The sequence below is a fragment of the Pseudomonas maioricensis genome, assembly GCF_022790535.1.
GTDB lineage: Bacteria > Pseudomonadota > Gammaproteobacteria > Pseudomonadales > Pseudomonadaceae > Aquipseudomonas > Aquipseudomonas maioricensis.
Genome location: NZ_LOHG01000001.1, coordinates 77,797 through 96,887, shown reverse-complemented (window position 1 = coordinate 96,887; position 19,091 = coordinate 77,797). Strand labels below are relative to the sequence as shown.

At 58.5% G+C, this 19,091-nt stretch carries 17 protein-coding genes; 12 read left to right on the top strand and 5 right to left on the bottom strand.

The features are described from left to right. Positions 1 to 71: 71 nt before the first annotated feature. The gene (locus tag AUC61_RS00440; protein WP_243244000.1) at positions 72 to 2,984 is read right to left on the bottom strand and encodes an aminotransferase; all 2,913 of its coding nucleotides are present in this window, start codon (positions 2,982 to 2,984) and stop codon (positions 72 to 74) included. Positions 2,985 to 3,242: 258 nt separating this feature from the next. On the opposite strand from AUC61_RS00440, the gene rfbB reads away from it, so the two are divergent. The 7 genes from rfbB (at position 3,243) to AUC61_RS00405 (ending at position 10,408) form a co-directional block, all read left to right on the top strand. After that, positions 3,243 to 4,325, top strand: coding sequence for a dTDP-glucose 4,6-dehydratase (gene rfbB, locus AUC61_RS00435; RefSeq protein WP_243243999.1), 1,083 nt, complete (start codon positions 3,243 to 3,245; stop codon positions 4,323 to 4,325). Next, positions 4,322 to 5,197, top strand: a complete 876-nt coding sequence (gene rfbA, locus AUC61_RS00430) for a glucose-1-phosphate thymidylyltransferase RfbA (protein WP_243243997.1) — start codon at positions 4,322 to 4,324, stop codon at positions 5,195 to 5,197. Before rfbB ends, rfbA begins: the two co-directional genes overlap by 4 nt. Continuing rightward, positions 5,194 to 5,742 carry a dTDP-4-dehydrorhamnose 3,5-epimerase gene (gene rfbC / locus AUC61_RS00425; protein WP_243243995.1) on the top strand — a complete coding sequence of 183 codons (549 nt, stop codon included), beginning with the start codon at positions 5,194 to 5,196 and terminating at the stop codon, positions 5,740 to 5,742. Before rfbA ends, rfbC begins: the two co-directional genes overlap by 4 nt. After that, the gene (rfbD, locus tag AUC61_RS00420) at positions 5,739 to 6,620 is read left to right on the top strand and encodes a dTDP-4-dehydrorhamnose reductase (protein ID WP_243243993.1); all 882 of its coding nucleotides are present in this window, start codon (positions 5,739 to 5,741) and stop codon (positions 6,618 to 6,620) included. The genes rfbC and rfbD overlap by 4 nt, the downstream gene beginning before the upstream one ends. A gap of 136 nt (positions 6,621 to 6,756) precedes the next feature. Continuing rightward, positions 6,757 to 8,571 (top strand): sensor histidine kinase, encoded by a 1,815-nt coding sequence (locus AUC61_RS00415; protein WP_243243991.1) that lies wholly within the window; start codon positions 6,757 to 6,759, stop codon positions 8,569 to 8,571. Continuing rightward, a complete protein-coding gene (locus AUC61_RS00410) occupies positions 8,568 to 9,935 on the top strand; it encodes a sigma-54-dependent transcriptional regulator (protein ID WP_122667018.1) in 1,368 nt (455 codons plus the stop codon). Before AUC61_RS00415 ends, AUC61_RS00410 begins: the two co-directional genes overlap by 4 nt. A 17-nt stretch (positions 9,936 to 9,952) precedes the next feature. Next, positions 9,953 to 10,408: a thioesterase domain-containing protein gene (locus AUC61_RS00405; RefSeq protein ID WP_243243989.1), complete on the top strand. Its 456-nt coding sequence runs from the start codon at positions 9,953 to 9,955 to the stop codon at positions 10,406 to 10,408. 376 nt (positions 10,409 to 10,784) lie between these two features. Here AUC61_RS00405 and cysQ read toward each other — a convergent pair whose 3' ends face one another. Both cysQ and nudE read right to left on the bottom strand, forming a co-directional pair. After that, on the bottom strand, positions 10,785 to 11,627 hold the full coding sequence (gene cysQ / locus AUC61_RS00400) for a 3'(2'),5'-bisphosphate nucleotidase CysQ (RefSeq protein ID WP_243243988.1): 843 nt from the start codon (positions 11,625 to 11,627) through the stop codon (positions 10,785 to 10,787). Further along, positions 11,624 to 12,190, bottom strand: a complete 567-nt coding sequence (nudE, locus tag AUC61_RS00395; RefSeq protein WP_243243986.1) for an ADP compounds hydrolase NudE — start codon at positions 12,188 to 12,190, stop codon at positions 11,624 to 11,626. The genes cysQ and nudE overlap by 4 nt, the downstream gene beginning before the upstream one ends. A 99-nt stretch (positions 12,191 to 12,289) precedes the next feature. On the opposite strand from nudE, the gene yrfG reads away from it, so the two are divergent. After that, positions 12,290 to 12,952 (top strand): GMP/IMP nucleotidase, encoded by a 663-nt coding sequence (gene yrfG / locus AUC61_RS00390; protein WP_243243985.1) that lies wholly within the window; start codon positions 12,290 to 12,292, stop codon positions 12,950 to 12,952. A 108-nt stretch (positions 12,953 to 13,060) separates the two neighbouring features. Here the strand turns inward: yrfG and lysM are convergent, their stop codons facing one another. Then, positions 13,061 to 13,510, bottom strand: a complete 450-nt coding sequence (gene lysM / locus AUC61_RS00385; RefSeq protein WP_243243984.1) for a peptidoglycan-binding protein LysM — start codon at positions 13,508 to 13,510, stop codon at positions 13,061 to 13,063. A gap of 151 nt (positions 13,511 to 13,661) precedes the next feature. Here lysM and AUC61_RS00380 point away from each other — a divergent pair, with 151 nt between their 5' ends. The 4 genes from AUC61_RS00380 to AUC61_RS00365 all read left to right on the top strand — a co-directional run bounded on the left by AUC61_RS00380 (position 13,662) and on the right by AUC61_RS00365 (position 18,597). Next, positions 13,662 to 14,549, top strand: coding sequence for a LysR family transcriptional regulator (locus AUC61_RS00380; protein ID WP_243243982.1), 888 nt, complete (start codon positions 13,662 to 13,664; stop codon positions 14,547 to 14,549). A 94-nt stretch (positions 14,550 to 14,643) separates the two neighbouring features. Then, positions 14,644 to 15,483: a formate dehydrogenase accessory sulfurtransferase FdhD gene (gene fdhD / locus AUC61_RS00375; RefSeq protein ID WP_243243981.1), complete on the top strand. Its 840-nt coding sequence runs from the start codon at positions 14,644 to 14,646 to the stop codon at positions 15,481 to 15,483. Beyond that, on the top strand, positions 15,480 to 17,816 hold the full coding sequence (locus AUC61_RS00370; protein WP_243243979.1) for an FdhF/YdeP family oxidoreductase: 2,337 nt from the start codon (positions 15,480 to 15,482) through the stop codon (positions 17,814 to 17,816). The genes fdhD and AUC61_RS00370 overlap by 4 nt, the downstream gene beginning before the upstream one ends. Before the next feature lie 319 nt (positions 17,817 to 18,135). Further along, positions 18,136 to 18,597 carry a glycine zipper domain-containing protein gene (locus tag AUC61_RS00365; RefSeq protein ID WP_243243977.1) on the top strand — a complete coding sequence of 154 codons (462 nt, stop codon included), beginning with the start codon at positions 18,136 to 18,138 and terminating at the stop codon, positions 18,595 to 18,597. Between the two features lie 56 nt (positions 18,598 to 18,653). On the opposite strand, the gene AUC61_RS00360 is transcribed toward AUC61_RS00365, so the two are convergent. Then, positions 18,654 to 19,085 (bottom strand): acyl-CoA thioesterase, encoded by a 432-nt coding sequence (locus AUC61_RS00360; protein WP_243243974.1) that lies wholly within the window; start codon positions 19,083 to 19,085, stop codon positions 18,654 to 18,656. Positions 19,086 to 19,091 lie beyond the last annotated feature (6 nt).

The following is a 19,091-nucleotide window of genomic DNA, read 5'->3' as shown; positions in this document are numbered from 1 at the left end:
AGAAATGCATTTCAATCCAGTGGTTGCCTATTGTTTTATGAAAGCGGCTTTAGCTGCGAGGGCGTCAGCAGTCACTCCAGCTCAGCCAACACCTTCGACACGCTGTCCACAAAAAAGTCCACGCTCTGGCGGGTGGTGCACATCGGCGGTTTGATTTTGAGGATGTTCAGGTAATCGCCGGTGGGCTGCATAAAGATGCCCAGGTCTCGCAGACGGTCGCACAGGTAGGCCGTTTCTTCTGTGGCTGGCTCCAGGCTCTGGCGATCACGCACCAACTCAACGCCCAGATAAAACCCCATGCCGTGGACCGCACCTACCAGTGGGTGGACATCAATCAGGGCTTGCAGCCGGGCTTTGAAGTGCGCGCCAACGGTCTCGGCGTTTTCCCAAAGCTTTTCTTCTTCCATGACGTCCAGCACTGCCATGCCGATTCGGCAACTGACCGGGCTGCCGCCTGCCGACGAGAAGAAATACCCTTCGGCCTCAAGCGCTTCGGCGATCTCGCGCCGGGTAATGACCGCTCCCAACGGATGGCCGTTACCCATACCTTTGGCCATGGTAATGATGTCCGGTACCACTCCCTGCTCCTCGAACCCCCAGAAGTAATGGCCCAGGCGGCCGTAACCGACCTGCACTTCATCGGCGATGCACACTCCGCCCTGCTCTCTGACTTTCTGGTAAACCTGCTGCAGATAACCCGGCGGCAGTGAAATACCACCTGCATTACCGTACACCGGCTCACAGATGAAGCCCGCTACCTGACGCTGCTGAGCAGCCAGCTGCTGCAATACGTACTCGACACTGCGCACATACTGCGGCGCACTGTCTGAGCCTCGGAACTCACCACGGTAGGTATTCGGCGCGGTCACCGGATGCACCCAGTCGGGTCGCGTACTCAGCGCTTGGGGGTTGTCGGCAATAGACGTGGAAATGGCATCGGTTGCCACTGACCAGCCGTGGTAAGCCTCCAGCACAGAGAGCATGTCGCGTCCGCCGCTGTAGGCCCACGCCAGACGAATCGCCAGGTCGTTGGCTTCGGTGCCGCTATTAACCAGAAAGACGCGATCCATACCCTCCGGAGCCAGTTTGAGCAGACGTTCGGAGAACTCGGCAATCGCTGCGTAATGAAAGCGGGAATTGGTGTTGAGGAGCGACCATTGCCGACCTGCTTCCAACGCCATGCGTGGATGACCGTGACCGAGTACCGCCACATTGTTGAGCATGTCCAGGTAAGAGCGGCCCTGCATGTCGATCAAATGATTGCGCCAGCCCCGCTCGATCTGCGGTGGCGCCTGATAATAGTGTTTTTGCGAGCGGGCAAAACTGGCGTCACGCCGCGCCAGCAACTCGGCGGAATCCGGCAGCGAAGGTGCATCACAGTCAAACCCCAGCAGCACAGCAGGTGACGGGCATAATGCTCGCCATGCTGTTGCCCAGGATGGCGTCGCGAACAATGGCGGATTAAGGTCTGGAACCGAACACAGCTGCAACAGCAACGACCCGTTTGCGTGACCGATCAACTCACCCGCAGCAACGCTGGCACCCGGCGTCAACTCCAGGGTTGCCCCCCAGATTCTCAGGCTCATGTGGGTGCCAGCCAGCAGCAGCGCCGAGTCTGCGGTCAGCCGCAGCGTACCGCCGAAAGGTGCATGCAACGCGGTGGTATTCGTCAAGTGCAGCTCGACGTGCAGGGCGAAGGTTTCAGGCTCCCTGGCGGTATCGATCAACGTGCGTGACAACCGATACTCACCGAACCGGCTGGATGACTGACCACTCACATGCGCGGCCTGCTTGAGTAAAAGCTCGTCGATGCCGCTCTGCGTCCAGTTACCCGCTGCAAAATGTTCGCTGAGAACCCCGAGGTCCACCTGTTGAAATTCACGCCCGCCGAGGCTGGGCAATAATGGCTGGAGGTCCTGGGTCAAAACCTGCGGACCACTGACGTTTACCGCGGCAAGAATTGCGGCCTCCATCAACACCATCGGCACCGACGTCGCAACGTCGAAGATGCCCCACTCACTGTCGATATTGGCCTGAATATAGGCATTGTCAGGTTCGACACTGGCTTGCTGTGCACTGCTGAGCACCAACACCGCCGAGCGGGCCACGATCAATGGCCATAGGGCCTGAAGCTCTTCAAGTTGCAGCGGATTGATAGCGTGATAAGCGCGAATGGCCGGCAAGATATACAGCGGGTCGCCATCGGCATGATGCAATAGCGCAGCGCAGGTCACCGATAGGTCGGCCACTCGCCACGTACTGACCAGATCACCAAAATCGATCAGGCCTTGCAACTGCCATTGCAAGTGAGCATTCCGTGCCCATACCACGTTGTATTCAGTGATATCCAGATGCACGGTCTGCACCGGCAACTTCGCGATCAGCGGGGCCAGACATCTTTGCGCCTGCTCGGCAGCCTGCGCGAGACACGCACGCTCGTCATCACTATCAATAACCGGCAGCAAATGCTTGATCAAGGCCTGTGCGTGGCGCGGATCCCATTGCAGAACGCGATCAAGGCCTGGGTGTTCAAGGCTGGCAAGGGAGCGATCAACCCGGGCACATAGCTCGCCCAGCCCCACCACAACATCGAGCGGCAGATGGCCCAGATGGCTGAGAGCCTGACCGTCGATAAAATCCAGTAGCCTGGCGTGCACGGCATGTCCGCCGATCTCCAGTGACAAGAGCTGCTCGCCGGTATCCGCCAGCCTCACACCCGGCACCCGAACAGACGAACCAGCACCCAGATGCCACAACGCCGCATGCTGTGCGTCCAGTTCCAGCGGCGAGTAAGCCCCGTGGCAGATCTTCAATACGAAGCGCCGCTCTCCGGTGTCCAGCAGAAAGTTGCGATCCTGCTGGCTACCCAGCTCCTTCAGCGTGCCGCTTAATCCGTAATGCTGCTCCAGCAACTGCAGCGCCTGCTCGGCAGTGACCTCTGGACAAGGCAGGCTGGAACGACGAATCAACGTGGCGAGCGGCATGCAACAAACCTCAGTCTGGTTAACACAACGGAATAGGTTTCACAGAGCGACAACTATAGGTGCGCGGGAAGCTGACCACCAAATATGCGTGAACCCCGACACACACAGCTGCCGGTTTAATGGCGCTCCGTTCCGACATGATCAATTCTTTTCATTAACTATATGCCTGTTCTTGGTTAATCCTGCTTGCACCGCTCGCGTTACAACAACAAGCTATGCTCCATCAGTCTTAAGACCTGGAAGGCACAAGGCAAACCTATGCGAATACTCGTTACTGGCGGCGCGGGCTTCATTGGCTCGGCATTGATCCGTCATCTGATACAGAACACTGACCATGACGTGCTCAATTTCGACAAGCTGACCTACGCGGGCAACCTTGAATCACTGGCAAGCATCGCCACCGACACCCGCTATGAGTTTGTTCAGGCAGACATCTGCGATCAGACCAAAGTCAGCGAGGTACTCGCCCGTTTTGAACCACACGCGGTCATGCACCTGGCTGCAGAGTCTCATGTCGACCGCTCCATCGATGGCCCGTCCGAGTTTATCCAGACCAACATCGTCGGCACCTACAGCCTGCTTGAGGCCGTACGTGGCTACTGGCAGAAGTTGCCTGAGGCCGAGCGAACGGCATTCCGCTTCCACCATATTTCCACCGACGAAGTGTACGGCGACCTGCACGGCGTCGATGACCTGTTTACCGAAACCACACCTTACGCGCCAAGCTCGCCCTACTCGGCCAGCAAGGCCGCCTCTGATCATCTGGTACGCGCCTGGCAACGGACGTATGGATTACCGGTGGTCGTGACCAACTGCTCCAACAACTATGGCCCGTATCACTTCCCTGAAAAGTTGATCCCGCTGGTCATCCTCAACGCTTTGGCGGGCAAACCACTGCCGGTGTATGGCAATGGTCTGCAAGTGCGCGACTGGCTGTTCGTCGAAGACCATGCACGTGCCCTCTACAAAGTCGTCACCGAAGGTGCTGTGGGCGAGACCTACAACATTGGTGGCCACAACGAACAGAAGAACATCGATGTGGTGCGCGGCATTTGCGCGCTGCTCGAAGAGCTCGCACCGCAACGTCCGGACGGTATCGCGCACTATGCTGACCTGATCACCTATGTGGTGGATCGCCCCGGTCACGATCAGCGCTACGCCATCGACGCCAGCAAGATCGAGCGTGAACTGGGCTGGACCCCAGAAGAAACCTTCGAATCAGGCTTACGCAAAACCGTGCAGTGGTACCTGAATAATCTGGAATGGTGCCGCCGCGTACAAGACGGCAGCTACCAGGGCCAACGACTGGGCTTTACCGACCACAAGGATTTGATCGCATGACCAAAGGAATCGTTCTGGCCGGAGGCTCCGGCACGCGCCTGCACCCGATCACTCTGGGTGTCTCCAAACAACTGTTGCCGATCTATGACAAGCCGATGATCTACTACCCGATCTCGGTGCTGATGCTGGCCGGCATTCAGGACATATTGATCATTTCCACACCGCAGGATCTGCCGCAGTACCGCAGCCTGCTCGGCGACGGCAGCCTGTTTGGTGTGCGCCTGCAGTACGCTGAGCAACCTAAGCCAGACGGCCTGGCGCAGGCCTTCCTGATTGGCGAAGAGTTCATCGGCGACGATTCGGTGTGTCTGATTCTGGGCGATAACATTTTCCATGGTCAGCACTTCGGCGAGCAGTTGAAGACAGCCACCTCTCACGAAAGTGGTGCCACAGTATTCGGCTACTGGGTCAAGGATCCAGAGCGTTTCGGGGTCATCGATTTCGACGAGGATGGCAAGGCGCTGTCCATCGAAGAAAAACCCAAAGCACCCAAATCCAGCTATGCAGTGACGGGGTTGTATTTTTACGACAACGAAGTCATCCGTATCGCCAAAGACGTCAAACCTTCGCCCCGTGGCGAGTTGGAAATCACTGACGTCAACAACGCTTATCTGCAACGTGGCGATCTGCGTGTCGAGCGTTTTGGGCGCGGTTTCGCATGGCTGGATACCGGCACTCATGACAGCCTGCTGGAGGCCTCGCAATACGTGCAGACCATCGAGCATCGCCAAGGCCTGAAAGTCGCCTGCCTTGAGGAGATCGCCTACCAGAATGAGTGGATTAGTCGCGAACAGTTGCTCGAACGTGCTCAATACTTCGGCAAGACCGGCTACGGTCAATATCTGTTCAAACTTGCGGGGGAAAAACGGTGAATGTAATTCCCAGCGATATCCCAGAGGTACTGATCCTGGAGCCCCGTGTATTCGGTGACGAACGCGGTTTCTTCTATGAAAGCTTCAATGCCAAAGCCTTCGCTGACGCCACTGGGCTGCGTGACTTGACCTTCGTTCAGGATAACCACTCTCGTTCCGCCAAGGGCGTACTGCGCGGCCTGCATTACCAGATCGAAAATGCCCAGGGCAAACTGGTGCGAGTGACGGCGGGTGAGGTTTTGGACATTGCGGTCGATATCCGCAAAAGCTCGCCAACGTTTGGTCACTGGACCGGCGTCAGGTTATCTGCCGAAAATGCTCGGCAACTGTGGATCCCGGCGGGCTTTGCCCATGGTTTTGTAGTGCTCAGCGACTACGCCGAGTTCCTCTACAAAACCACTGACTACTACACACCTGCGGCCGAGCGCTGCATTCGCTGGGATGACCCGGACCTGGCAATCGACTGGCAGCTGGACGGTACGCCGCAACTGTCAGCCAAGGATCAAAACGGTAAAACATTCAAAGAGGCTGACCTGTTCCCATGAGCAAGCCACTGAAAATCGTCGTCATCGGTCAGCACGGTCAGGTCTCTCTGGCTCTGCAGAAAACCCTCGCGGACCTTGGCGAAGTGATCGTTCTAGGCCGCGATCGACTGGACCTGAGCGATCAGATGGCAGACTTCGATCAGATCCAGGATTTCAAGCCCGACCTGATCATCAATGCGGCGGCTTATACCGCGGTTGATCAGGCCGAAACTGACCAGAAGACCGCGCTTTCAGTGAACGCCATTGCCGCCGGCATGCTGGCCGATCAGGCAAAAGAACTAGGTATCCCGCTGATTCACTACTCTACGGACTACGTGTTTGACGGTAGCAAGGCCACACCCTGGACCGAGCAGGATAAGCCCGCACCTTTAGGCGTTTATGGCGCCAGCAAGTGGGCGGGAGAGCAAGCTATCGAGTACGTTGGCGGGCAGTATCTGATCCTGCGGACCAGCTGGGTTTACTCAACGGCAGGGCGTAATTTCCTGCTGACCATGCAACGCCTGCTGCAAGAGCGAGACTCGCTGAATGTGGTTGCCGATCAGATCGGAGCGCCGACCTGGGCTGGAACCATTGCCCAAAGCACACGCCAATTGATCGAGCGCTGGAGGGACGGGCAAGCTGGACCTTGGGGTACTTATCACCTGACCGCCAGCGGCGAAACGTCATGGTTTGGCTTTGCTCAAGCCATTGGCGAGCAATTGGTTGTGCAAGGTAAAAAGTGCGCGGCACTGGAGCCTATTCCGTCCAGCGCCTACCCGACACCTGCAGCTCGCCCACTCAACTCGCGGCTCGACTGCAGCCTTCTCCAGCGTGAATGGGGCGTGCAACAACCCGACTGGCACAGCGCATTACTGGAGTGCCTGGCCGAGCAAGGTTAGTATTTGTTTGCCGGGACCGGCCCCATCGCGAGCAAGCTCACTCCTACAGAGGCAACACCATACCCTGTAGGAGTGAGCTTGCTCGCGATAGCGTCACTAAGGTGTCCCCAAAGCCGACCCGTAGTGCACTCCGACGATGACCAGCCATTCCACACTCCCACCCCGCCCGCGCTGGCGCAGTCTTGCGCTGCTAGCGTTATGTCTGGCGCCGCTGCTGTGGCCACTGGAGCATCTGGCCGAGCGTTATTACCGTAACGAGCTAGTGAGCCAGAATCGCCAGACCCTGGACCTCTACGTCGCCAACCTGCTGGGCACGCTGCACCGCTACGAAACCTTGCCGCAAATTCTTAGCCAACTGCCGGGTCTGCCCGCCGCACTGAAAGCCTCCCAGGACAGCGTGCAACAGCAAGCTGCCAATGAGTTGCTGCAGACCATCGTTCGCCAGACTGGCGCTGAAGTCATGTACTTGATGAATGCCGAAGGCACGACGATTGCGGCGTCCAACTGGGACAAACGCGACAGCTTTGTGGGCCGTAACTTTGCCTTCCGCCCGTACTTCAGCGATGCCATGGCGGGCAATCTGGGACGCTTTTTTGGCCTCGGTACGACCTCTGCCAAGCGGGGCTATTTCTTTGCCTCGGCGGTGCGCGACGGCGGCAAGGTGATCGGAGTGCTAGTGGTCAAAATTGATCTGGACCACACCGAAAACCTGTGGGGTAAAACCCCCGAACAATTATTGCTCACTGATCACAACGGCGTGGTCGTGCTGACCTCCAGACCTGAGTGGCGCTTCCGTGCAACGCGTACGCTGAGCGAGGAGGAAAAGCAGGCCATTGTGGCGATCCAGCCTTACCCGACTCGCGATCCGCGTCCCTTGCTGCTCGACGACAAAGCCTGGCTGACCCAGAGCCAGCAAATTGATGAAACCGGCTGGAGCGTGAATATCCTGGCCCCGCGCGCGCTGATTGATCGTCCGGTACGTACGGTGGTGGCCATCGGCGGTGCAGCCTTGTTGGTCGTCATGTTGTTGCTCGGCATCATGATTCAACGGCGACGGCACTATCTGGACCGAATCGCCTTCGAGGCCAAGGCCCGGCGTGAGCTGGAAGTCCGAGTGGTCGAACGCACCAGCGACCTGGAAGGCCTGAACAGCCGTCTGAGGCAGGAAGTCCTGGAGCGCGAGCAGGCGCAACAGGAACTGGTTCGCGCCCAGGATGAACTAGTACAAGCTGGCAAGCTGTCTGCGCTGGGCACCATGTCAGCAAGTATCAGCCACGAACTCAACCAGCCCTTGGCCGCTATCCGCAGCTATGCGGAGAACGCAGAAATTCTGCTGGATCATTCACGCACTGATGATGCGCGCGGCAACCTCAAGCAGATCGGTGAACTGACGGGCCGCATGGCTTCAATCATCGCCCACCTGCGCGCCTTCGCCCGGCGCGACCGTCATGCGCCGGAAAGCGTTGCCCTGCAACCTGCGCTGGACGACACTCTAGCGCTGCTGGCAAAGCGGCGTCGCGCCATGGAAGTCGAACTGATTCGCGACTTGCCCGACGCCACGCTGTGGGTGCAGGCCGGTGAAACGAGGCTGCGTCAGGTACTCGGCAACCTGCTGGCCAATGCGCTGGACGCGCTGACTGAAAAAGGGCCACCGCGCAAAATCTGGATCAGTGCCGAGCAAACGCCAGATGGCGTCAATCTGTTCATCCGGGACAATGGACCGGGTTTTACGCAGGAAGCACTGGCCCATGCCCGAGAGCCATTCTTTACCACCAAGACCCGAACACAGGGCCTGGGGCTCGGCTTGGCGATCTGCGATACCCTGATGCGCGCCCTGGGCGGTGAACTGCTGTTCGATAATCATCCGACCGGAGGCGCACTACTGACTTTGCGCCTGCGCGATGGCGCGTCCGGGGTCAACCTTCAACCGCCAGAGGATTTATCTGCATGACCGCCATCGACAGCCAGATCCAGGTAGTGCTGATCGACGACGACCCGCACCTGCGTCAAGCCTTGAGCCAGACGCTGGATCTCGCCGGGCTGAAAGTCCTGACCCTGCCGGAAGCCAACGGCCTCGCGGCACGCATCGAACGTGACTGGCCCGGCGTAGTAGTCAGCGACATTCGTATGCCAGGGATGGATGGCCTTGAGCTGTTGAGCGACCTGCATGGCAGGGATCCGGAATTACCGGTCCTGTTGATTACCGGCCACGGCGATGTACCGCTGGCCGTGCAGGCGATGCGCGCCGGGGCTTACGACTTTCTGGAAAAACCTTTTGCCAGCGACGCGTTGCTGGACAGTGTGCGTCGCGCGCTGGCTTTGCGCCGTCTGGTGCTGGACAACCGCAGCCTGCGGCTGGCATTGAGCGACCGGCAGCAATTGAGCGCACGACTGGTCGGACAGTCCGCGCCCATGTTGCGCTTGCGTCAGCAAATCGGAGCCTTGGCCGCAACCAAAGCCGACGTGCTGATCCTTGGGGAAACCGGCGCGGGCAAGGAGGTCGTGGCGCGGGCGCTGCACGATTTGTCAAACCGCCGCACCGGGCCGTTTGTCGCGATCAATGCCGGCGCGCTGGCCGAGTCTGTGGTCGAAAGCGAACTGTTCGGGCACGAACCTGGCGCGTTTACCGGGGCGCAGAAACGCCGTATCGGCAAGTTCGAATTCGCCAATGGCGGCACGCTGTTCCTGGATGAAATCGAAAGCATGAGTATGGACGTGCAGGTAAAACTGCTGCGTCTGTTGCAAGAGCGCATGGTCGAGCGACTGGGCGGCAATCAACAAATTCCGCTGGATATCCGTGTGATAGCGGCTACCAAAGAGGATTTGCGTCAGGCCGCTGATCAAGGTCGTTTCCGGGCCGACTTGTATTACCGACTCAATGTGGCACCGCTGCGCATTCCGCCGTTACGTGAGCGCGGCGAAGATGCGCTGATGCTGTTTCAGCACTATGCAGACGCGGCGAGCATGCGCCACGGACTCCCCAAACATGAACTGCAGCCCGCGCAGCGCGCCCTGTTGCTGCGCCACACCTGGCCGGGCAATGTCCGTGAGCTGCAAAACGCTGCGGAGCGGTTTGCTCTGGGCCTGGAGCTTGCTCTGGAAGGTAACGAAGTGCCGGTGGTGCCAACGATCACCGGAGGTCTCAGCGAACAGGTCGAAAGCTTCGAGCGCGCCTTGATCGCCGCTGAATTAACGCGACCGCACAGCTCCGTGCGTAGCCTCGCGGAGGCGCTCGGTCTGCCGCGTAAAACCCTGCACGACAAACTGCGCAAACACGGCCTGAGCTTCGGCGGCGGCGCGGATGAGCAAGAATGAAGCCTGAGGATAACCAGATGTCACTAGAGGCCGCTGCACTGGAACAGGTGCTGCATCACGACATCCCGCTCACCCTGGCGATGGGGGTGAAAGTCTTGAGTTGGCAGGATCACCAACTGCGGCTGCATTTACCACTCGGCCCGAACATCAATCATAAAAGCACTTTGTTCGGCGGGAGCCTTTACTGCGGCGCCGTTTTGGCGGGTTGGGGCTGGTTGCACGTGCGCCTGAAAGAGGCCGGAATCGAAGATGGGCACATCGTGATTCAGGACGGGCAAATCAGTTATCCCCTGCCGGTTCGCGAAGACGCGGTGGCGATATGCGATGCGCCGGATGAAGCCGTCTGGGAAAAGTTCGTCACGACTTATCAACGTCGCGGCCGGGCGCGATTGACGTTACCAACGCGGATCTGTGCGCAAGGAAGTGATCAGGAGGCGGTGCGTTTTGTCGGGCAGTTCGTGTTGCATCGGTAGCGAAGCCCTCATCAAACAACACGTAACCAACTGAATCTAAATGCTTTTTCTGTAGGAGTGAGCTTGCTCGCGATGGCGTCAGTTCATGCGATAAATTCGTCAACCATGAAATCGAATCGCGAGCAAGCTCACTCCTACAGTGCCCGTGTTTGCTGCGCGACAGCGCGGTGTCTGGACGACGGGAGATCTCCTATCAAACAAAATGCAACTGCCTGAATTGGAATGCTTTTCTGTAGGAGCTCACGAGCACCGCGAGGCAGCGATGGCGTCCTGTCTGGTACATCGCTATCGCGGCCTCGCGGTGCTCGTGCGCTCCTACAGATCTGTGTTTGCTACGCGGCACCGCTGCAATTGCCTACACAGGTTGGATGTGCAATCAGGAGCGCGCTAATTCCAGCAAGTCGGAACGCCAGGCAGCACCCGCAGGCAGTGCCAAAAAGAACGGATTAAGCAGCGACTCACGGGGCGGATAGCTAAAAGGCTCACCCGACAATTCGAGCACTTCTCCGCCTGCACCTTCCAGCACGCCTTGCGCGGCAGCGGTATCCCACTGCGATGTCGGTGCCAGCCGGGGATAGCAATCGGCAGCGCCTTCGGCCAACAGGCAGAACTTCAACGAGCTACCGATATTGGTCAAATGCAGATGTCCGACCGCAGCAGACAAACCGGCCAGCAGGCGCTCTTGCTCAGGGCTGGTGTGACGGCGGCTGGCGACTACGGTGAAGTCATGACCAGCGCCCGGCTCCTGACGCACGCTGATTGGTGTGAGGTGATCATCGTCATCACTGCGCCACGCGCCCAATCCAGCGCCTCCAAAGTAGCAGCGGTTATTGGTCGGCATCGAAACCACACCAAACACGACACGGCCATGCTCTATGAGGGCGACGTTTACGGTGAACTCTTCACTGCCGGAAATAAACTCCTTGGTACCGTCCAGCGGATCAACGAGCCACCAGCGCTCCCACTTCGCGCGTTCGCTCAGCGGGATATCGGCATCTTCTTCGGACAACACATGAATATCCGGCGCCAGCGCCAGCAAGCCTTCAGCGAGTAACTGGTGGGCAGCGATGTCCGCCGCAGTGACAGGCGAATCATCCGCCTTTGAGGTGACCGTCACATTGGCGCGCCAGTGCGGCAAGATGACTTCCCCGGCGAGACGGGCAAGCTTGATTACAGGTTCCAGGAGCGGGTGCGGCAGGTCGTTGAAAACATCGGTCATGGCAAAAACAGTCCACGTTGGGTCAACAAATCCCGCGCCAGGTAGAGCGCAGCAAGAGCACGGCCTTCACTGAATTGCGGGTGCTCGATCAGGCTCGACAGCTCGCGCAGATTCACTTTATCCACACGCATCGGCTCCGGTTCATCGCCTTCCAGACGCTCTTCGTAAAGATCGGAGGCCAGTACCACCTGGATTTTCTGGCTCATGTAGCCAGGCGACAGGGAAAGCTCGGTCAGGTGCTCCAACTGCCGAGCGCCATAACCCGCCTCTTCCTTGAGTTCACGATTGGCGGCAGCTAGCACGTCTTCGCCAGGCTCGATAAGCCCTTTGGGCAAAGACAGCTCGTACTCATCTGTGCCTCCGCAGTACTCCTCGATCAAGAGCGCATGATCAGCATCGAGCATTGCAACGATCATTACCGCGCCATAGCCATTGCCACGCCCCACCAATCGCTCATAGGTACGCTCAACGCCGTTGGCGAAGCGCAGTTGCAACTCCTCAACACGGAACAGACGGCTACTGGCGACGATTTCGCGAGCAAGTACGGTGGGTTTCTGGCGCATGACAGGCTCCTTTGCGTGGACGGGTTACTATACCGTGGCTTTTCCGATTGTCTGTCTCGGATATGCTGACGTCACCCATCTATACCTTGCGAGACTTGAATGCCTTCCATGCCCTGGCGCGACATCGATACCGTTCTGCTTGATATGGACGGGACCCTGCTCGACCTTCATTACGACGAGCATTTCTGGCTGCAGCATTTGCCGCAGCGCTATGCCGAGCTGCATGGCGTCAGCCTGGCGATGGCGTTGCTGGAGATGAAGCCGCTGTTTGAAAAAAATGCCGGCACACTTAATTGGTACTGCCTGGACTACTGGAGCGCCGAGCTGAAGTTGTCAGTACGCGACCTCAAGCTGGAAACCGCCGACCTGATTGCCCTGCGCCCTGACGCCGAAACATTCCTCGCCGCGATCAAGCAGGCAGGCAAGCGCGTGATCATGATTACCAACGCCCATCGCGATTCGCTGTCGTTGAAAATGGAGCGCATCGAGCTGGCGCCTTACTTTGAACGCCTGATCAGTTCCCACGACTACGGCTTCCCCAAGGAAAGTCCGCACTTCTGGGACGCACTTCAGGCCGACATCGCCTTCGACCCGGCGCGCAGTCTGTTTATCGACGACACCCTGCCGATCCTGCGCAGCGCCCGCACCTTCGGCATCGGCCATTTGCTTGCGGTCAGCGAACCGAACAGCCAGAAAGGGCCGAAAGACACCGAAGAGTTTGCAGCTGTGAAGGATTATCGGGAGTTGATTGAGGGGTTGTAGTCATTGCCACTCCATACGCCTTCGCGGGCAAGCCTCGCTCCAACAGGGATCACCGATATCTGTTGGAGCAAGGCTTGCCCGCGAAAGCGTTCAAACGCACAACATCAACTATTCAGGAATTCGCAACTGCTGCCCCGGATAGATCTTGTCCACATCCTTGAGCATCGGTTTATTGGCCTCGAAGATCTTCTGATACTTATTCGGGTCACCGTAGACCCGTTTGGATATGGCGCTCAGGGTGTCGCCTTTTTCGACGGTAACGAATTTCGCCTGAGTAGCCGCCGCGTTACCTGCAGTGATGGTCATCTGGTCATCGACCGTTTCCACACCCTTGATATTGCCCACTGTCAGCAGGATTTTTTCCCTCTCTTCCTGACTGGCAACCTCGCCGGTGACCGTAACCTTGCTGCCTTCCACGGTGGTATGGACATTAGGGTTGCCTAAGCCGACATCTGAAATGTGCTTCTTGAGCGCCTCGCCTGAGGCATTCGCATCGCCAGGCGTAATTGCGTCGAGGATCTTTTCCCCGGCCTCTTTCAGGAAACTGAAAATGCTCATGTGTGGTTCTCCTTGATTGTTATTGTCGGACCCAACAGACAAGGTTAGTCGTAACGAGCCCCCAGGAACCAACGTCCGACCGGCAGCCGACCGCCCATCCGACACATCAACAGGCTAGAATCACGCGCTTGCTGTGCCCAACGGAGCGAATATGGACATCAAACAACTCAAATTCCTGATCGCCCTCGATGAAACGAGGCATTTTGGCCAGGCCGCCGCACGTTGCAATATCACCCAACCGACCCTGTCGATGCGTTTGCGCAATCTGGAAGAAGAACTTGAGCTGCCACTGGTCGTTCGCGGGCAGCGCTTTGAGGGTTTTACTGCCCCGGGCGAACGCGTTCTGGCGTGGGCACGCACGGTGTTGGCCGCTTATGACGGCTTGCAGGCAGAAGCAGCCGCCTGCCGGGGCAATCTCGTCGGCACCCTGCGCATGGGCGTAGTACCGTTGTCGAGCTTTGACCCGCTGCCATTATTGAGGCTGTTGCACGAAAGCCACCCTAACCTGCGTTTCGAACTGTCAGCGCTGAGCTCCGAACAGATACTCGAGCAACTGGCGAGCAACCGCATTGATCTGGGCGTTTCCTATATGGAACATCTGGACAGCGAACGTTTCGATTCCCTGACCCTGGCAGAAACCCGCATGGGGCTGCTTTATGATCATCGCCACTTCACCTTTGGCGATCGGCCGCTGACATGGGCAGACCTGATAGCGCTGCCGCTGGGTTTGCTGACCAGCGGTATGCACTTCCGCCAGTCCATCGATCACAACTTCCACAGCCGTGGTCTGCAGTTCAATCCGCTGCTACAGACCGATGCCGTTCATCAGTTACTTCAGGCCGTTCACGGCGGTTTCTGCTGCGCGATCATGCCGCTGGAGGGTGAACTGGAAAACCTGACCGAGGACCTGCGCCTGCAACCCATTGACGATGCCCGCACAATGGCGCGCCTGGGCATGATCATGCGGCGGGGTGCGCCCCGGTCAGTGCTGGCTGAAGCGTGTTTTGCGCTCTACCAGAAACTCAACGGAAAACATTGATCGACGTCATCTATCAGCGCATTGGAACTAGCGATTAGACGATATCCGACAAGAGGCCTAGTCTTGTGAGATGTCACTCTGCCGGTACGTTCCCATGCACGCCAAGCGAACGGTCAGTACGGCGCCCGCAGAACAATCGCCCGCGCCCGCCGCAAGCCAGTCCTACAGCTACTCCAACCTCGAACGCGATGTATTGGCGCCTGCCGATCTAGCCGAAGAAGTAGCCTTGGCCATTGCCTATAACGGCATCAGCCAGGCAGTCATGTTGGTCTCGCCGACTGACCTGGAGGACTTTGTCGTTGGTTTCAGTCTGGGCAGCGGCATCATTGCCTCACCGGATGAGATCTACGACATCAAGCTCAGCGGCTGCGGTTCTGCTCAACAGGCAGAAGTCGAGATCGCCAGCCGTGCGTTCTGGGATCTGAAGCAACAACGTCGGCAGATGGCGGGCACCAGTGGCTGCGGTTTGTGCGGCGTCGAAGCCGTTGAACAGGCACTGCCTGAACTGGACGTTTTACCGGGGGCGCCTTTGCCGCCCATCGAGTGGCTTGAAGGCTTGCGTCAGCGGATTGGTGAATTCCAGCCGCTGGGTCGTCACTGCGGTGCAGTACACGCAGCGGTCTTCATGGATAACCAGGGGAAATTGCTGTTGGGCCGGGAAGACATCGGTCGACACAACGCCCTGGATAAGCTGATCGGCGCCCTTGTGCGTCAGGAAATTCCAATAATCGGCGGCCTCGCCATCGTCACCAGCCGTTGCAGTCTGGAGCTGATCCAGAAAGTGCTGCGCGCGGGTATCCAGACGCTGGTCAGCTTGTCCTCGCCTACCGGCCTGGCCTTGCAATGGGCACGTCGTCATAACCTGAACCTAATTCACCTGCCGCAACACAGTGCGCCGCGGGTTTACAGTCCCGTGATGGAGAATCAAGCATGAGCCTGCATAAAGAAGCCGACCTCAAACCTACCCCGCGCTACAAGCCCTATAAAGGTGCCGCTGGCGGATGGGGCGCACTGATCAGCGTGACTCATGCCTGGTTGACCAGCGACAACGCACTGAAAAACCTGCGCATGATGCTCAAAACCAACCAGAACGGCGGCTTTGACTGCCCGGGCTGTGCATGGGGTGATTCGCCGGAAAGCGGCATGGTCAAATTCTGCGAAAACGGCGCCAAAGCCGTGAACTGGGAAGCGACCAAGCGTCGCGTAGACCCTTCATTTTTCGCCCGCTACAGCGTCAGCGCCCTGCGTGAACAAAGTGACTATTGGCTGGAATATCAGGGCCGTCTGACCGAGCCGATGGTGTATGACGCTGAAACCGATCGCTACAAGCCGATCAGCTGGGACGATTCGTTCGCCCTGATCGCCAAACACCTTAAAGCGCTGCCAAACCCGAACATGGCCGAGTTTTATACCTCGGGACGGGCCAGTAACGAAGCCGCTTATCTGTACCAGCTGTTCGTTCGTGCGTACGGCACCAACAACTTCCCTGACTGCTCGAACATGTGCCACGAGGCCAGCGGCGTTGCGCTGTCGCAGAGTGTCGGCGTCGGCAAGGGTACCGTGACCTTCGACGACTTCGAGCACGCCGATGCGATTTTCGTCTGGGGTCAGAACCCAGGCACCAACCACCCGCGCATGCTCGAACCGCTGCGTGAAGCCGTTCAGCGCGGTGCTCAGGTGGTGTGCGTCAACCCGTTGAAAGAGCGCGGTCTGGAGCGCTTCCAGCATCCACAACATCCGATCGAGATGCTCACCAACGGTGACCGTCCGACCAACACGGCCTACTTCCGCCCGGCACTGGGTGGCGACATGGCGCTGCTGCGCGGCATGGCCAAGTTCCTGCTGCAATGGGAGCGCGATGCACAAGCGGCCAACGAGCCGTCGGTATTCGACCACGCGTTCCTGAACGAACACACCCAAGGCGTGCTCGACTACCTGGCGACTATCGACGACACCCCATGGGAAAAGATCGTCGAGCAGTCTGGCCTGACGCTGGTGGATATCGAAAAATCCGCGCGCATGTACCTCAAGGGCAAGAACGTCATCATGTGCTGGGCGATGGGCATCACCCAGCACCGCCATTCGGTCGCGACGATTCAGGAAATCGCTAACCTGATGCTGCTGCGTGGCAATATCGGCCGTCCGGGTGCAGGCCTGTGCCCTGTGCGCGGTCACAGTAACGTGCAGGGCGACCGCACCATGGGCATCAACGAACGCCCACCGGCGTTCTTCCTTGATGCGCTGGAGCGTCGCTTCCAGTTCAAAGTCCCACGTGAAAACGGTCATAACGTGGTGGAAGCCATCCACGCCATGGCCGAAGGCCGCGCCAAAGTCTTCATCGCACTGGGTGGTAACTTCGCCCAGGCTACGCCGGACAGTGCCCGCACCGTTGCCGCCCTCAGCAACTGCGACCTGACCGTGCAGATCAGCACCAAACTGAACCGCAGCCACCTGAGCCACGGTAAAGAAGCGCTGATCCTGCCGTGCTTCGGTCGTACCGACATCGATATCCAGGCAAACGGCCCGCAAGCGGTGACCGTGGAAGACTCCTTCAGCATGGTTCACGCCTCCAATGGCCAGCTGCAACCGTCGTCTCGCCACATGCGTTCAGAGCCTGCGATTCTCGCTGGCATCGCCAACGCGACTCTGGGCAAGCAGCCGGTTGACTGGCTGTGGCTGGTGGAAGATTACAACCGCATCCGTGAGCTGATCGCCGACACCATTCCTGGCTTCAAAGACTTCAATCAGCGCCTTGAACATCCAGGTGGCTTCTACTTGGGCAACGCCGCAGGTGCCCGTCGCTGGAACACCGCGAGCGAACGCGCCAACTTCAAGCCCAACATGCTGCCGCTTGATCTGATACACGCCAGCGTGCGCTCCACGGGTCAGGAGCCGGATCTGATCATGCAATCCATGCGCTCCCACGATCAGTACAACACCACTATTTATGGCCTGGACGACCGTTATCGCGGCGTGAAAGGTCAGCGTGACGTGGTGTTCGTCAACGAGGCCGATATCGTCCGTCTGGGCTACCAGCCAGGGCAAAAGGTCGATCTGATTTCGATCTGGGGTGATGGCCGCGAGCGTCGCGTGAAGAACTTCACCTTGCTGGCTTTCGACATCCCAGCAGGACAAGCTGCGGCTTACTACCCAGAGGTCAACCCGCTGGTACCGCTGGAAAGCGTCGGCGATGGCAGCAGCACGCCAACCTCGAAGTTCGTGGCGATCAAACTGGAGCGTTCGGCTGATTCGGCACGGATTGTTTGATTAGGGTCTAGCCTGATCCCAGAGGAACACACTACCTCTGTGGGAGCTGCCGAAGGCTGCGAATCCGTTGTGTCAGTGATGATGCAATCGCAGCCTGCGGCAGCTCCTACAGAGCCCAAACCCATGAACAAAAAAGGCCCGTTTCGCGAAAAACGGGCCTTGATCAAGTAAACTCAGACTATCAAAACAGAGTTAAGTTCCTTAGTAAAAACAGTAACTTAGCTATTTGTGTACCAGTCGTGTTACTCGTCGGATTTGCGTTGCCACAACCCCCGCAGAACCTCAGGATCGGCGCCGTCATCCCTTTGAGGTTCATTGCATGAAGTATTCCTCGATTCTGTTGTTGTCACTCACTCTGGCCAGTGGTCTCGCCTCAGCAGGCGGTACGGTTGAGTCGGGCGTGGGCGGTGCATTGGGTGGGGTACTCGGTTCGGTTGTCGGCCAACAGCTTGGCGGCAGCACAGGCGCAGCGATCGGCGCAGGCCTGGGTGGCGCAGGTGGCGCTGCCGTCGGTGCCGACCGTCGCAATCGTACAGAAGCAGCCATCGGCGGCGGTCTGGGCGCTGCGGGCGGTAACGTCATTGGTCGCAGCGTTGGCGGTAACACAGGCAGCCTGGTCGGAGCAGCCGCAGGCGGCGGTGCTGGTGGCGCGCTGGGTAACTACATGGGCAACGAAAGCCGTGCCGATGATCGTGATAACCGTCGCTATCGCGGTGACCGTGGTCCGCGCGGACACGCTCATGGCCATCGCAAGAACAAACACCACTACCGTCATCGTTGAGTGACGTATTGACCTGACAAGCACACTGGCCGCCCATGAAGCGGCCAGTGTTGTTTTCACACCGCTAAAACCTGCAGCGCCTCGCGTAGCGTTTCAGGGATGGATACCGGCAGATTCGACGCCCTGTCGACAAACACATGAACGAAACGCCCCGCCGCACAGGCCTCATCTTCGCCTGCCCTGAACACCGCAAGCTCGTACTGCACCGAGCTGTTGCCCAGCTTCGCAACCCGCAAGCCGACCTCAATCAGGTCGGGATAGGCAATGGACGCGAAGTAATCACACGAAGAACTCACCACGAACCCCACAACCGAACCGTCATGAATATCCAGCCCGCCGCGCTCGATCAGGTAGGTATTCACTGCGCTGTCGAAAAAGCTGTAGTAGGTCACGTTGTTCACATGGCCGTAGATATCGTTGTCGTGCCAACGCGTGGTGATGGCCTGGAAGTGGCGGTATTCAGTGCGTTGCGGGGTTGTGTTGGTCATAGAGCT

What these genes read in the sequence shown, in the direction of transcription:
- AUC61_RS00440 (WP_243244000.1), bottom strand. Translation starts at nt 2,984, where the DNA reads ATGCCGCTCGCCACGTTGATTCGTCGTTCCAGCCTGCCTTGTCCAGAG.
- rfbB (WP_243243999.1), top strand. Translation starts at nt 3,243, where the DNA reads ATGCGAATACTCGTTACTGGCGGCGCGGGCTTCATTGGCTCGGCATTG.
- rfbA (WP_243243997.1), top strand. Translation starts at nt 4,322, where the DNA reads ATGACCAAAGGAATCGTTCTGGCCGGAGGCTCCGGCACGCGCCTGCAC.
- rfbD (WP_243243993.1), top strand. Translation starts at nt 5,739, where the DNA reads ATGAGCAAGCCACTGAAAATCGTCGTCATCGGTCAGCACGGTCAGGTC.
- AUC61_RS00415 (WP_243243991.1), top strand. Translation starts at nt 6,757, where the DNA reads ATGACCAGCCATTCCACACTCCCACCCCGCCCGCGCTGGCGCAGTCTT.
- AUC61_RS00410 (WP_122667018.1), top strand. Translation starts at nt 8,568, where the DNA reads ATGACCGCCATCGACAGCCAGATCCAGGTAGTGCTGATCGACGACGAC.
- AUC61_RS00405 (WP_243243989.1), top strand. Translation starts at nt 9,953, where the DNA reads ATGTCACTAGAGGCCGCTGCACTGGAACAGGTGCTGCATCACGACATC.
- cysQ (WP_243243988.1), bottom strand. Translation starts at nt 11,627, where the DNA reads ATGACCGATGTTTTCAACGACCTGCCGCACCCGCTCCTGGAACCTGTA.
- nudE (WP_243243986.1), bottom strand. Translation starts at nt 12,190, where the DNA reads ATGCGCCAGAAACCCACCGTACTTGCTCGCGAAATCGTCGCCAGTAGC.
- yrfG (WP_243243985.1), top strand. Translation starts at nt 12,290, where the DNA reads ATGCCTTCCATGCCCTGGCGCGACATCGATACCGTTCTGCTTGATATG.
- lysM (WP_243243984.1), bottom strand. Translation starts at nt 13,510, where the DNA reads ATGAGCATTTTCAGTTTCCTGAAAGAGGCCGGGGAAAAGATCCTCGAC.
- AUC61_RS00380 (WP_243243982.1), top strand. Translation starts at nt 13,662, where the DNA reads ATGGACATCAAACAACTCAAATTCCTGATCGCCCTCGATGAAACGAGG.
- fdhD (WP_243243981.1), top strand. Translation starts at nt 14,644, where the DNA reads ATGCACGCCAAGCGAACGGTCAGTACGGCGCCCGCAGAACAATCGCCC.
- AUC61_RS00370 (WP_243243979.1), top strand. Translation starts at nt 15,480, where the DNA reads ATGAGCCTGCATAAAGAAGCCGACCTCAAACCTACCCCGCGCTACAAG.
- AUC61_RS00365 (WP_243243977.1), top strand. Translation starts at nt 18,136, where the DNA reads ATGAAGTATTCCTCGATTCTGTTGTTGTCACTCACTCTGGCCAGTGGT.
- AUC61_RS00360 (WP_243243974.1), bottom strand. Translation starts at nt 19,085, where the DNA reads ATGACCAACACAACCCCGCAACGCACTGAATACCGCCACTTCCAGGCC.